This window comes from Hyunsoonleella sp. J2K-J805 (genome assembly GCF_057167125.1).
In genome coordinates, this window is sequence record NZ_CM169901.1 from 2,811,123 (window position 1) to 2,825,461 (window position 14,339).

Annotated in this window: 13 protein-coding genes and 1 tRNA gene; 5 read left to right on the top strand and 9 right to left on the bottom strand. The window is 34.2% G+C overall.

The window, feature by feature from the left end:
- The first annotated feature begins 10 nt into the window (after positions 1–10).
- From AC1B0Z_RS12480 to AC1B0Z_RS12490, 3 genes are read left to right on the top strand one after another with little or no spacing between them, the layout of a single operon-like run.
- Positions 11–433: an OsmC family protein gene (locus tag AC1B0Z_RS12480; RefSeq protein WP_483792376.1), complete on the top strand. Its 423-nt coding sequence runs from the start codon at positions 11–13 to the stop codon at positions 431–433.
- A 51-nt stretch (positions 434–484) separates the two neighbouring features.
- Complete coding sequence (gene recJ, locus AC1B0Z_RS12485) at positions 485–2,176, top strand: single-stranded-DNA-specific exonuclease RecJ (RefSeq protein WP_483792377.1); 1,692 nt, start codon at positions 485–487, stop codon at positions 2,174–2,176.
- A gap of 2 nt (positions 2,177–2,178) precedes the next feature.
- A complete protein-coding gene (locus AC1B0Z_RS12490; RefSeq protein ID WP_483792378.1) occupies positions 2,179–3,432 on the top strand; it encodes an MFS transporter in 1,254 nt (417 codons plus the stop codon).
- Positions 3,433–3,447: 15 nt separating this feature from the next.
- On the opposite strand, the gene AC1B0Z_RS12495 is transcribed toward AC1B0Z_RS12490, so the two are convergent.
- From AC1B0Z_RS12495 to AC1B0Z_RS12515, 5 genes are all read right to left on the bottom strand, one after another.
- Complete coding sequence (locus tag AC1B0Z_RS12495) at positions 3,448–4,206, bottom strand: UDP-2,3-diacylglucosamine diphosphatase (protein ID WP_483792379.1); 759 nt, start codon at positions 4,204–4,206, stop codon at positions 3,448–3,450.
- Positions 4,207–4,474: 268 nt separating this feature from the next.
- The gene (locus AC1B0Z_RS12500) at positions 4,475–4,927 is read right to left on the bottom strand and encodes a 6-pyruvoyl trahydropterin synthase family protein (protein ID WP_483792380.1); all 453 of its coding nucleotides are present in this window, start codon (positions 4,925–4,927) and stop codon (positions 4,475–4,477) included.
- Between the two features lie 61 nt (positions 4,928–4,988).
- A complete protein-coding gene (locus AC1B0Z_RS12505; protein WP_483792381.1) occupies positions 4,989–5,162 on the bottom strand; it encodes a hypothetical protein in 174 nt (57 codons plus the stop codon).
- Positions 5,163–5,189: 27 nt separating this feature from the next.
- On the bottom strand, positions 5,190–6,524 hold the full coding sequence (locus AC1B0Z_RS12510; RefSeq protein ID WP_483792382.1) for an MATE family efflux transporter: 1,335 nt from the start codon (positions 6,522–6,524) through the stop codon (positions 5,190–5,192).
- Positions 6,521–7,021, bottom strand: coding sequence for a GNAT family N-acetyltransferase (locus tag AC1B0Z_RS12515; RefSeq protein ID WP_483792383.1), 501 nt, complete (start codon positions 7,019–7,021; stop codon positions 6,521–6,523). Before AC1B0Z_RS12515 ends, AC1B0Z_RS12510 begins: the two co-directional genes overlap by 4 nt.
- 57 nt (positions 7,022–7,078) lie before the next feature.
- Here AC1B0Z_RS12515 and AC1B0Z_RS12520 point away from each other — a divergent pair, with 57 nt between their 5' ends.
- Positions 7,079–7,873, top strand: coding sequence for a universal stress protein (locus tag AC1B0Z_RS12520; RefSeq protein WP_483792384.1), 795 nt, complete (start codon positions 7,079–7,081; stop codon positions 7,871–7,873).
- A gap of 14 nt (positions 7,874–7,887) precedes the next feature.
- Here the strand turns inward: AC1B0Z_RS12520 and AC1B0Z_RS12525 are convergent, their stop codons facing one another.
- A complete protein-coding gene (locus tag AC1B0Z_RS12525) occupies positions 7,888–8,904 on the bottom strand; it encodes an adenylate/guanylate cyclase domain-containing protein (RefSeq protein WP_483792385.1) in 1,017 nt (338 codons plus the stop codon).
- A 231-nt stretch (positions 8,905–9,135) separates the two neighbouring features.
- Between AC1B0Z_RS12525 and AC1B0Z_RS12530 the strand changes: the two genes are divergently transcribed.
- Positions 9,136–9,209, top strand: a tRNA-Ala gene (locus AC1B0Z_RS12530).
- A gap of 48 nt (positions 9,210–9,257) precedes the next feature.
- Here AC1B0Z_RS12530 and AC1B0Z_RS12535 read toward each other — a convergent pair.
- From AC1B0Z_RS12535 to AC1B0Z_RS12545, 3 genes are all read right to left on the bottom strand, one after another.
- Positions 9,258–10,109, bottom strand: coding sequence for an alpha/beta hydrolase family protein (locus tag AC1B0Z_RS12535; RefSeq protein ID WP_483792386.1), 852 nt, complete (start codon positions 10,107–10,109; stop codon positions 9,258–9,260).
- 2 nt (positions 10,110–10,111) lie between these two features.
- Positions 10,112–12,865: a PD-(D/E)XK nuclease family protein gene (locus AC1B0Z_RS12540; protein ID WP_483792387.1), complete on the bottom strand. Its 2,754-nt coding sequence runs from the start codon at positions 12,863–12,865 to the stop codon at positions 10,112–10,114.
- A 77-nt stretch (positions 12,866–12,942) separates the two neighbouring features.
- Positions 12,943–14,331, bottom strand: coding sequence for an OmpA family protein (locus tag AC1B0Z_RS12545; RefSeq protein ID WP_483792388.1), 1,389 nt, complete (start codon positions 14,329–14,331; stop codon positions 12,943–12,945).
- Positions 14,332–14,339 lie beyond the last annotated feature (8 nt).

A 14,339-nucleotide genomic window follows, 5' to 3' on the forward strand; every position in this document is an offset into this window, starting at 1 on the left:
ATTCAGAAAAATGGCAGTAAAAGTTTCGACAAAATGGTTAGGAGAAATGCGATTTGAAAGCACCAATCCTTCGGGGCATAATTTATTTATTGATGCAGGCGAAGAAAACGGAGGCAAAAGTGAAGGGTATCGCCCTAAAGCCTTAATGTTATCAGGGTTAGCAGGTTGCTCTGGGTTAGATGTGGCTGCTTTAATAAAGAAAATGAAGCTGGATGTTGATGATTTTAATATAGATATTGAGGCAAATTTAACAGATGAGCATCCAAAATACTATGATAAAGTAGCAATGCATTTTCATTTCCATGGATCAAACTTAAATGAAAAGAAATTACAACGTGCGGTAGATTTGTCTATTGAAAAATATTGCGGTGTAATGGAAATGTTCCGTCAGTTTTCAGAATTAGACATCAAAACCTTTTTTCATAATAATTAAGCTGGAGCGAGCAACTTTAAATTTTGAAACCTTAAACTTTAAACCTATTGCATGCGCTGGACGCTTAAACCAAAACCAAATTTAGAAAGGGTAAAATATTTACAAGAAGCACTTCAAGTTGATGAGGTAGTCGCAACGCTTTTGGTGCAACGCGGTATTGAAACTTATGAGGGGGCAAAGGCATTTTTTCGTCCTAGTTTAAGCCATCTACATGATCCATTTCTAATGAAGGATATGGACAAGGCCGTTGCGCGTATTGAAAAGGCCATTGCTGATAATGAAAATATTCTGGTCTATGGCGACTATGATGTGGATGGTACTACCGCAGTAGCGTTGATGTCTACATATCTTAAAACTAAGCATAATCTGGTATATACTTATGTCCCTAATCGGTATGACGAAGGGTATGGTGTGTCCAAAAAGGGTATCAACTTTGCTTTAGAGAATGACTTTTCATTAATAATAGCTTTAGATTGTGGTATCAAGGCCATAGATAAGGTAGCCTATGCAAAAACATTGGGTATTGATTTTATCATTTGCGATCATCACAGACCTGGAGAAAATATTCCTGAAGCAGTAGCGGTTTTAGATCCAAAACGCGAAGATTGTGGATACCCTTACAAGGAGTTATGTGGTTGTGGTGTTGGGTTTAAGTTGATTCAAGCCTTAGCACAAAAGGACGGAGAAACGGCTGAAGATTTAATAAAATATTTAGATTTGGTGGCGACAGCCATAGGCGCAGATATTGTACCAATTGATGGTGAAAATAGAGTTTTGGCTTATTTTGGATTGCATGTTATTAACACCAATCCAAGACCAGGAATCAAAGCGATTATCGATCAAGTTGAGAAAACTGAGTTGAACATTACTGATGTGGTTTTTATTATTGCGCCGCGCATTAATGCTGCAGGCCGTATGGAGCATGGGAATTTTGCCGTTACCTTATTAGCAGATGAAGAATATGAAGATGCCAAAAAACACGCCGCTGATATTGACAACTATAATTTAGAAAGAAGAGCCACCGATAAAGAAATTACAGAAGCAGCTTTACAGCAAATTGAGGATCAAAAAGAACAAGACCGATTAACTACAGTAGTTTATGATGAAGACTGGCACAAAGGTGTTATAGGCATTGTGGCTTCAAGATTAACGGAAACCTATTACAGACCTACTTTGGTGTTTACCAAAAGTGGAGGGAAACTAGCGGCTTCTGCACGTTCAGTAAAAGGTTTTGACGTATATAATGCTTTAGAGGCTTGCAAAGAATATATTGAACAATTTGGTGGGCATAAATACGCAGCTGGTTTAACCTTAGAAGAAGAAAACTATGAAGCTTTTAAGCAAGCTTTTGAAGATGAAGTTTCCAAAACTATTGATAGAAACTTATTAACTCCAGAAATTAAGATTGACACCCAAATTGAATTAAAAGATATTACGCCTAAATTTTATAGAATTTTAAAACAATTTGCACCCTACGGACCAAGTAATATGACACCTGTGTTTATGACCGATAATTTAAAAGATACTGGTTATGGTAAGTGTGTTGGCGCCGATAAAACACATCTGCGAATTACTGCAAGCCAAACAGATTCCAATAGTATCGTGGCGATTGGTTTTGGGATGGGAGATAAATACGAATTAATTTCTGAGGGAAAACCATTTAAGGCTGTATATTCCATTGATGAAAATGAATGGCGAGGTAACGTGTCGTTGCAATTAAAATTAAGGGATATTAAAGCGTAGTTATGGCCAAAAACGATCCATACGCTGCGCTTAGAATTAGAGAGTTCAATATTTTCTTGTTGCTAAGATTTGCTTTAGTTTTTGGTTGGTCTATGCAATTTGTAGTTATTGAATGGCAAGTATATTCTCTTACTAATGACGAATTAAGTCTTGGTATTATTGGTGCTTGCGAATTTATCCCCGCGTTTTTTATGGCACCTTTTGCAGGCCATATTGTTGATAGAAAAGAAAAAAGAAACTTATTTTCATTAATTATTGCCTTATTTTCTCTAATCAGTTTTGGATTATTTTGGTTAACCTCTCAAAACATTGAAGCATCTTGGAGTACCAATTATATTGTATGGGCAATTTATGGTCTCGTGTTTTTTGGTGGTATACTAAGGGCTTTTTTCGGACCAACAATATTTTCATTAATAGCATTATTAGTTCCTAAAAGTCTATATCCAAATGCCGCTACATGGAGCAGTAGCACGTGGAAAGGCGCATCAGTTACTGGTGCTCTAGTTGGAGGGTTTTTAATTGCCTATATTGGAGTTAATCAAACCTTAGGTATCATTTTCTTATTGGTAATGATTGCTTTGGTACTCGTTTTTTTTATTAAAAAGAAACCAATACTAAACACAAAAACAGGAGAATCGGTAAAGGAAAGTTTAAAAGTTGGATTGCGATTTGTTTTTAATGATAAGGTTGTTTTAGGAGCTTTGACTTTAGATATGATTGCGGTTCTTTTTGGTGGTGCGGTAGCCATATTTGCCGTATTTGCAAAGGATGTTTTAGACGCTGGCCCCAAAGGATTTGGAATTTTAAATGCATCGCTTTCTTTGGGAAGTATTTTAACTATGTTAGCAACTACATATTTACCAATAACCAAAAATACAGGAAAAAAGTTGTTGATTTCCGTCTTTGGCTTTGGTGTTGCAATGATTGTTTTTGGTGCTTCAAAACTGTTTTGGCTAAGTGTTGTTGCGCTATTTGTTGCGGGAATCTTTGATGGTGTATCAATGGTAATACGGCAGACTATTTTACAACTTAAAACACCCGATGAAATGCGTGGTAGAGTTGGTGCGGTAAACTCCATGTTTGTAGGTTCTTCAAACGAATTAGGTGCTTTAGAAAGTGGTATTGCTGCCAAAATATTTGGTGCACCATTAGCGGTAGTTCTAGGGGGTTGTGCTACTCTGCTTACCGTTACAATTATGGGTATTAAGAATAAACCGCTTAGAACATTGGATTTGAGAAAAGATGTTAAGGTTTAGTGAGGTTCAGCAAGACTAATGCTTATACTCTTTCAATACGAGGTCATCTCCGTCAAAAACTGCATAAGTAAAGTACTGAATCCAGTCACCAAGGTTAATGTATTTTGAGTTTTCACCTAAATCAATATTTAAGGGCAAGTGTCTGTGTCCAAAAATAAAAAAGTCACGATGTTTATCATACAATTTTCGCTTGCAATATTGCACTAACCATTCGTTGTCTTCTCCTAAAAAAGTGGCGTCTTCGTCTCCAGAGATTAATTTGTTTTTTACTGAAAAATATTGGGCAATCCGCATACCAATATCAGGATGACCCCATTGAAACACCCATTTAAAGAATGGATTAGTAAACACTTTTTTAAGCCGTTTATACCCTTTATCTCCGGGGCCTAAACCATCGCCATGCCCAATAAAAAAGATTTTATTGTTAAAAGTAAACTCTTTGGGTTTATGATAAACGGGAATGTTTAACTCTTCTTCAAAGTACCCGTTCATCCATAAATCATGATTACCCACAAAATAATGAATGGGGATACCAGAATCGGAAATTTCGGCAAGCTTTCCCAAAGTTCTTGTAAATCCTCTAGGTACAACGGTTTTATACTCAAACCAAAAGTCGAATAAATCGCCCAATAAAAAGATGACAGCTGCATCTTTTTTGATTTCGTCTAACCATGCAACGAATTTTTTTTCGCGAGGTAGTGATGCTTCGCGGGTTGGGGCGCCCAAGTGGTTATCAGAAGCGAAATATATTTTTTTTCCTTTTGGAATTTGCATGACGTAAATATAATGTATTCCTACGAAGGGAGAAATCTCATTTTTCTTTCAAGAGAGACTATTACAAATTATTAAATGTGTAAAATTATACAATGGTATTGGTGGATGAGCGTGCCAGGGATTGAATACTTCTAATACGCTCAGTACAAGCTAAATGTTTAAGCTCCCCGACAAATAGGAGGGAGCGAGTAGTGAAAGCCTACCAGCCAACGGGTAGACCTTACCTTTAGTCCTGAGGTTCTCGAAGGTTTGTGGTAGTGTCCAAAAATTAATCTTGATCAGAAGCAAACCACTCTGCGTAACTAGTGGCTGTTTCACGAAGCTTTAAAGAATGTAACTTGATATTTTCTGGTAAATGGGCTTTAATTTTTTTTGCAAAATCTATAATCATCATCTCACTAGTAGGCTGATAATCTACAAGAAGAACATTATGGCCTTGTTTTTTTAAGTCGGCTCCTAGTTCGGCATGAGGCGTATTTTTATTAAAAACGATAGCGTGGTCAAATATCTCAACGATTTCTGTTTTTACAATTTTTTTAAGATCGCCAAAGTCGATAACCATACCATACTTTACGTTTGAAGTGTCTGTAATAGGTTTGCCAATAACGGTTACCTCAAGGCTATAACTGTGGCCATGTATATTTTTACATTTACCATCATAACCATAGAGGGCATGACCAGCCTCGAATGAAAATTGTTTGGTAATTCTTATATTGCTCATTTGCGTATTATTGGGAGGCAAATATACTATCTTCTTTGTTTTTATCTAAAATTACGCGAATTTAGTTATTACTATTGCGTTTTTTGTTGTAATAAAAAATCATGTAAGCGATAATAACCAATACCACAAATGGTATCATGGAACCTATAAACACTCCTATTTCGTAACCGCTATCTGGCGCGTTTTTAATTTTTTCTTCTATATCTGGATTTTGAATGAAGTTTAAAAAAGGCATTGCTTTGCTTAAAAATTTGCTACAAAGTTAATTGTTTTTTGCAAGTGGAATAAATTGTTTATTGAAACTAATAAGAAGAGGTAAGGCTCTAGCTATCATCCAAAAGGTAAGTGCAATAAAAATACCATTTAGCTTAAAACCGAAATAATCTAAACCGTATAATATTGGAATGAAAACTAAAAACGTAGCTAGTAGTAATACATTTCTTAGTGTTTTCATTTTACCCAAGCCTTTAAAAATACCATCAAAAATAAATGCGATGGAGCAGATCGGTTGCATGATGAGTACTATCCAGAATATATCGTAAAAGCGCTGTAATACTTCTGGCTCTTTAGTGAAAAGTATACCGATGGGTTTGTAAATAATAAATCCTGCGATGGTTAAAATGAATCCTACTACCAGTCCGATTTTAATTAACTTTTTATTGAGATTAACGAGGTCCTTGTAATGTTGTGCTCCAAATAATTTTCCAGACATAATATTGCCAGCCCCTGCATAACCATCAATAATAAAAGCGCCTAAAAACCATAAATTAATAGCAATGGTGTAGGCTGCTATGTAGTTTTTACCATAACCTGTGGAAAATCTTGTTGCAAAATACAAGGTGATATTGAGTGCCAATGTTCTAACAAAAAGATTGAGAATCATGATGATGAATCTGTTAATCTCTTTATTGAACGGAAAGGTTGGTATTAAGGGTATATTCGTTTTTTTTAATAGAAAATACGCTGAAAATAATGCCATAAGAATTTGTGCAATAACACTGGCGTAGGCTGCACCCTCTATATTCATAGGGTCTAAATATCCTGGAATACCATAAACCAAAATAAAATCTAGGATAATATTTGCGGATGCTCCAATAATGGCGATTATCATGGGATGATAGGTGTTTTGTAAACCTCTAAATGTGCCAAAAACAGCAATTGTAAATAAAGTAAATGGAAAACCAAAAACCCTAATTTTATAATATAGTACGCTATATTCTAAAATAAGATTAGATGCATTATAGAGTTTAAAAATTTCATTTGCAAATGGATATGTACTTACAATAATTAGTAAGCTTAGAGATGTGACTATAAAAATGGCTTGAGCCGGGAGATTTTTAACAGATTCCAGATTATCTGCACCTAAGTATTGTGATATTATAGCAGAAATGGCGCTTCGGGTTTGTCCTAAAATCCAAATAAGCATAGATAAAAAAGTACCTACAATTCCAACGGCAGCAAGAGATTCTACCGGATTAATGTCTACGTTACCAACAATAGCAGTATCTGTAATTGATAAAATAGGCTCTGATATTCCAGAGATTAAGGCTGGAATAGCCAATTTGTTGATGTATTTTAAGCTGATGTTATTGCTCACAGGACTAATTCATAACAATGGAAAGGATATTCACTTTGTTTTGGAAAGTAAATATCTCCCAATTTTTTATAACCCCGAAGTTCGTAAAACTTTTGGTTCCTTTTGTTCTGCGAAAATGTATCTAATCTTACGGAAATGTAGTTTTTTGCCATAGCGTGGTTTTCGGCAAATGTAAGTAGTTTTTGTGCATAGCCTTTGCCTTGATAATCTGGATGTACTGCCAAACGATGGATGTAAATGTTGTTTTTATTAGGCGTTAACCACGATATTGGGATATATTCGTCATCCATAAATGTTGAAATGGTAATGCATCCTATAACCGTACCGTTAATTTCTAAAACATAGCACTCATCTCGTTTAATATCTTTTTCAAAAGCTAAGGTGCTAGGGTAATTTTCATTCCATTGAAAAATGTTCTGCGCTATCATATATGCGGCGCAAGCTTTGGTGATTTCTATTATACTATTGATATCCTTAGATTTTGCTTTCCGTATCATTAAATTATTTACTTTTGCCCTGAAATTTATTGTAAATTTAAGCTTTAACTTTTTCGTATGAAAAATATTTTAGTTCCTGTTGGATCGTCAAAAAATGCGGTGAGTCATTTGCAATATGCTGTAGATTTTGCTGAAGCTTTTGGCGCAAAACTTTTTGTAGTACAGGTGTATAATATATTTACAAAGGCGGGTACAATGATAAAAGTAGATCGTATAATTGAGCGTGAAAGCTTATCATTCATGAATAATTTAGTATCCCAAGTTGATACCAAAAGTGTTGAGGTTATCGTAAAAACTTTAAAAGGTGATCTGATAAATACGTTAGAGTTAGCTTGTAATGCCGCAGATGTAGATTTGGTTTTAATTGAACCTAAAACAACATCTATTAAGGAGGAAGTTTATCTTGGAAAGACTTCGGGGAAAATTGTGAAACAGATGGATGTACCAGCTTTAATTGTTCCTGAAGGTTATAAATTCTCTGCCCCATCTAATATTTTAATGGCAATAAAGTCTGCAATCATCAAAAAGGGTAATGCATTACAGCCTCTTAAAGATGTTAAGGATAAATTTAAATGCGCAGTAGATTTATTGTTGGTCAAAACACCGTATCATAAAGAAGGTGATTTTGATGTAAACGCTGATTTAAAGAGTGTTATTAACAACATTACCAAAACAGAGAACCCTACAACTTTTCAAGGCGTTTTAGAACATTTTCAATCTTATAGTCCTGATATGTTGTGTGTGGTAAGGCGAAGAAGAGGTTTCTTCGCTAAGAAATGGGAAAAGAATACTATTTTAAAGAAAGACTTTTACACTAAAATCCCAGTATTGGTATTGAGTGGATTGAAATAAATAGTTTGTTCAGTCTATTTTTCTTTAACTGAATAAACACCTATTAATTCAGTTTTACCTTTTACTTGGTACTCATTCAATTTTTCAATTATATAATTATCGTTTAACTCAAGGTGACTTTTAAGCCGCTCTGAAATCAGAAGGTCTACTTTATTAATATTACAAAGTCCCTGAATTCTTGCAGTAGTATTAAGAACATCTCCAGTAAAGAATATTTCTTTTTTTAAGGCTCCTATTTCACCTGTAGTTACCTCACCAGAATGTAAAGCAGCTTTGAATTCCGGAAAGATATTATACTTTTCTAAGTATAATGTTTTCTTTTTGGTTAAATCCCTTTTCATATCAAAGAAGGAGTTTATACAGTTATTGTTTTGTATCCCTTTTTTAAACTTCCAAGAAATTACTATCTCATCACCAATATATTGATAGACTTCCCCATAATTTTTTATGATTGCATTGGCCAAGTCAAAGTAGTAAGAACGTAGAAATTCAAAATATTTTACATGCCCAAGATGCTCTGCTATTGATGTGGAAGATTTCATATCGACAAACATAAAAACTCTATTTTCAGATTTTGGTTTGTGGTATTTTCCAGTAAAAAAGTTTAGTAATACGTTCTGTCCAAGATTCTCGCTAATTTCAGAGTACAATAATGAGATAAGTAATGAAAATATAAGCTGGACAAGAGTACTTAAATGAGTTAAGCTAAAAAAGAATACAACATATCTGTCCCAAACTCTAGGGTCTAGAACAGATGTTTTAAGCTCTATACTAGTGGCAATTGGATAGTTTATCAAAATGACAAAAAAAAAGAAAAGCATATAGATAAAAAACTTGGAAACAATCTTTATTAAAAAACTTTGCTTTGCAAAAAGTTTATTTAGAAAAAGTATCTCTATACAGCCAACTAAGATCCCTATAATTGTAATTCCAAGTAACGCAAACGTGAGAACTTGAGGTGTTATTTTTACGGCTTCATCAGGTATATTAGTTTGATCTCCTATGGCTGCATATTCTATCCAAAGGAACAAGCATGCAAATATGAACCAAATGAAACCAAATGGTAGGATTCTATAAATATTTCTTTTAATGATAGGCGATAGTCGCATATAAGTCTACTAAGCTATTCTACAAGTCCACTTTTTAACAATTAGTTAAACCAACTAATTACAAAATTAGGCATAGAAATTATATATTAAATATATATATTTACAATGTTTATAAATTGATGTAAACCTAACAAGTTATATCAATAAGTCAATGGGGATGTAGCTCAGTTGGCTAGAGCGCTTGACTGGCAGTCAAGAGGTCGTCGGTTCGAGCCCGATCTTCTCCACAAAAAAGCAGCATCTTTACGATGTTGCTTTTTTACTCAAAAAAAGTATTATGAGTTTTGGGTATTTACAAATGTAATAATAGCTTCAATGGCTAATTTTAATTCCTTCGAAAGAGATTTTTTTTCCCAAGGGTGTTTTGTGTTAAATACATGGTCTGCTCCTTCTATTATAACTAGTTGACTTTTCGGATTCCACGAATGGAGTTGATGTGCCTCATCAATTAAAACACTAGTATCATTATTCCCATGAATGATGAGATAAGGCACCTTTAGGTTAGCCACTGCCCTCTTAATTGTAAGCCGCTCCTCGTTCTCTATAAAATTTTCATAAAATTGATAATAGTGCGGCATTTGCTGCTTGGTTCTGCCATTCATCACATACTTTACACCATCTTTTTTCCATTGCTCTAAATCACCAATGGTTGAACTTCTTTTTCCATAATCACAAACGCCTGCGAGACTAATTACTCTATTAATACGATTGTCCTCCTCAGCTTTAATCGTAACAATGCCGCAACCTCTGCTGTGCCCTATAAGATTTATGTTGTTTGAATCTGCCTCTTTGTCAAATTCTGAAGTGCTACAAATCCAGTTAACCACACTTTCTAAATCATGTAGCTCTTTGATATAGTTATTATTTCCAAAAGCTTCTAAATCTGGAAAATCAATAGGCTGTTCTGCAGTACCGCCATTGTGTGAAAAGTTAAATTTTATAAAGAAAAAACCAGCTTCGGCAAATGTTTTTGCCATTATATCCCAAGCGCCCCAATCTTTGAAACCTTTATACCCATGGCAAAAAATGATAATAGGTTTAGGTTTCTCGTTGTGTAAATAGAACACATCAGTTACAATGGGTTTTTCGTGTTTTCCTTCAAGGATAATATTTTTAATTACATTCATAATTAGACTTCTTTTTCTGTAAAATCGATATCAGGATTACAAATTTCTGAAATAAGTGCTTTTAATTCAATTTCAAAAGAAGCCAAGGTCGCTTCAGTAATTAAGGTATCTTTTTTGCCCCTTACACTTTCTTTCTTTGCAAATTTTAAAACCCCCGAACTTAAATTTTTGAACGATACTATTCCAGCTTCAATAGGTAATATTACTTGTTTGGATTTATGCATCATATAAGCATAAGTTAATACCTGAAAGCTTTTGCTATACTTTTTATAATCGGTTGTTATGTCATTCCAATTTATAATTTCAATTTGTGCATCCTGTACTTTACCCGTTTTGTAATCAATAATTCTAGTGAGTCCGTTGTATTCATCAACGCGGTCAACTTTCCCAGTTATTTTAACAGGAAATTTAATTTCTGGAAGATCAATTTCTATTGTATTATTGGCTTCAATTTCAAGAATTTTTATCTGATTTCCTGCCTTTAAATCCTCAATTTCTGTATTTAAGAAATTAGATATGTAACGTTTAGCAATTTCAAATACTATGAGATTTTTTCCTTTTGAAATATCACCTTCTTTATATTCTTTTTTAAAATGATAAGTTACACGCTCTTCAATTTTTGATTTGAAATTTTTAATAATATCAACAGTTAAAAACTTATTTAAGAAAGGTGTGTAAAAATCCTCAAGTGTATTGTGAACCACTGTACCTAAAGTATTTGCAGCAACAGTTTCTTCAACATCTTCATGTTCTTTGATTTTTAAAATTTTCTGATAATAAAAATCAATTGGGTTTCGAATGTAATTCGTTAAAGATGATGGTGAAAACCCTGATTTAGCGACCTTATAAATATCTTCCAAGAGTTGGCTTGTCTTTTTAACTACTTTTAAATCATGTTTTATTTTAGGAACTATTGGAGCGATAATATGATGGTTTATATGGTGTATGCCTTCTAGTTCCAATTGTGTAATGAATCGACTCTTTTCGCCGCCAGAAAGCACGTCGGCCTCTGTATTGTAAAGTATGTACACGTTTTTTGCGCGTTGTAATAGCCTGTAGAAATGATAGGTGTAGACTGCATCTTTTTCTTTATAGGTGGGAAGTTTGTTTTGCAATTTCACATCAAACGGAATAAAGGAATTGTTACTTTTACCAGAAGGCAAAATACCTTCATTTACGGAGGAGATGATTACCGTTTCATAATCTAACACACGAGACTCTAGCATTCCCATAATTTGCAACCCTCTCAAAGGTTCTCCTTGAAAATCTAATGTCTCACTATTTAGTAACTCTTTATATACGCTGTATAATGCAGATATATCTTCAATATGGTGGTATTCTGAATTTAATCTAGTTATTTCGTTAAATAGGGTGTTGAAACGATAGATATACTCAAGAGATAATTTATTAGAAGACTTATTTTCATCCAACTTTTCTTTAACGGCAAAGATTAAAGTGGAGCATTTGGATAATATGTTATTTATGGACGCATTCCAACCTGAAAAGAACAGATCAATAATATCGCTGTGTTTTGGCGCTATTGTTTTTAATTTTTCTGATGTAAGGTAGGTAAGGTTATTGCTTTTTATATATGTAACAATCATACTTACAATATCTTCATCATCACTTGGAAAGAGTAATCTTGTAAATTGATGCGATAAAATGGATTGTACATCTTTATAATAGAAACTATTTGATGCCGTTTTGTGCATACGAAATAAAGCCTCAAAGAGAGAAGCTAGTGGAATAGATTTTAAAGGGAAACCCATGGTAATGTTTAGGGCTTCGATATCAGAAGGTAAAGAATTTAAAATAGGAACTAGTAGGTTTTCATCTCCTAAAACCACGGCTGTATCTTTTAGGGTTCCTTTGTCTTTTTTTAAATGTTGTAGTAACTCTCCAACATATTTTGCTTGTCCTACGTTTTTTGGAATACCGAAAACTGACACTGATTTTTCTTGGGAATAATAGTTAGTCGTCCATTTGAAAGGATGTTTCTTAAAGTAGGTCCAATCGTTTTTATGCTGTCTTGTAAATAAAGCAGCATCGTGTTTGGAGTTGTCTAAAAACAGTTTGTCAATATCCCAATATATTTTCGCTAATTCGTTGTGGAGTAGTTCTTTAATTATGGTTTCCTCTGCAGTATTTAAAGCGTTAAAGCCCAAAAAAATAAATGTTTCATTTTTTGTGTTTTGTATGAACGATTCAATATTTTCTACTGCCTCTCGGTATATTAAGCCTTGGTATCCAATTCCTTTATTTACTAGTGCCGTTGTAAAATGTTCGTAGTAAATACTAAGGTTGTTCCAGAAGAGTAAGTATTTTTTTATAAAGTCGGTTTGATTTTTTTCTGAGGACCAATGATTAATTTCCTGTATGGCACTTAAATACTCAAAAATTTCCTTTTGAGGTATAAGGTATCTATCAATTTCATTAAAATCTTGAAGCAGTATTTGACCCCATTTAGAAAAAGACTCAAATGTATCTTGTTGAGATTTATCAGTAAGTTTTAGATACGTAGTATAAAATTCAAAGAGCAAGTCTGTGTTTGAAATACTATTAAGTTGAGATAGCTCTTCAATAAACTCCTCTATGCTAAGTATTGTTGGAGCAAAAAGTGTGTTGTTACTAACTTTTGGTATTTCGTGTTTTAAGAATAATCCAGCGCGTTTACTAGGGAGTACAAAAGTTAATTCTGAGAGATTATAACTGTTTTGCTGTAAATCTTTTAAAACATCAAAAATGAAGGAGGCCATAAGTTTATAAAAATAAAAAACGCTTCGGGATTACCGAAGCGTTTTTAAAACTTATTATGTTAAGAATTAACCTATTCTTATTTTGCTAAGTTAATTTCTACACGTCTGTTGTTAGCTTTACCAGCTCTAGTTTTGTTAGTATCAATAGGCTTAGATTCTCCATATCCAAGAGCGGATAATCTGAATGCATCGATACCATTTTCTACTAAGTATTCTTTTACAGAGTTAGCTCTAGAATCAGATAGTCTTTGGTTAAGTTTTTCACTACCTACACTATCAGTATGTCCTTCAACTGTAAACTTAGCAGTTGGGTACTCTTTTAAGATTGTGATAATATCAGCTAATACAGCAGCAGACTGTGCTTTTATAGTAGATTTACCTGTATCAAATAAGATAGTTTTTGCGTATTCGTTTAAAGTTTTTTGAACTTCCTCAGAAACTTCTGGGCAACCATTGTTAGCTACAGTACCTTTAACATCTGGACATTTATCATCTTTGTCTAAAACACCATCACCGTCAGAATCTGGCCATGGGCATCCTTTGTTGGCAGCAGGGCCTGCTTCGTCTGGACATTTATCGTCAGCATCAGTAACACCGTCACCATCTGCATCAGGACATCCGCCTAAAGCTTTTAAACCTGCAACAGTAGGACAGTTATCGTCTTTGTCAACAACACCGTCACCATCTCCGTCAGGGCATCCGTTAAATTCAGCTGCACCAGCTTCATTTGGACAATCATCCTTGCTGTCTTCAATACCATCACCGTCAGTATCAGGACATCCGTTGAACGCCTCTAAACCAGCAACGTCTGGACAAGCATCATCTTTGTCATAGATACCATCACCGTCAGTATCAGTACCACCAAATCTGATTGAAAGGCCTACTGAATGTTGGAAATGCGTATCTAAATAATCTTCAAATGCATGTTTGTAAGCTGTTTGTACAGTTACACCAATGTTTTCGCTGAACCATACATTGAAACCTAGAGTACCATTTAAAGTACCAGCCCCGATATCATCTATCCAAGTGTATCCACCACCGATTCCGATGAACGGGTCAAAAGTTTTCCAATCTAGTACTTCACCAATTCCATATCTAATAGTACCGTCAATACCATAGTATGATAAGTCATCAACGTTTCTAGTTTCTTCAGGAACAGAACCAGGAACATCTCCCCACTTATCAATTTTGTTTAAAGAACCAGCTACTCCAAAAGAGAAACCATCGCCAATATACTTAGAAACAGAAATAGTAGATAGGGAAGGTAAAATGTTGTAGTGGTCTTCTACATTGGCAAACTCATCAAAAATGGTTTCACTAAAAGGACCTCCATCTCCATTTGGATATGCATCAACTGCATTTACTCCAATGGTTATTTGCCAAGGGTTGTTTTTGTCTTGCGCATCAACATTGCTAAAACCTAATACTAGCAACGTGGCGAACAATAATCGGCTAAGATTTTTCATATTCAAAA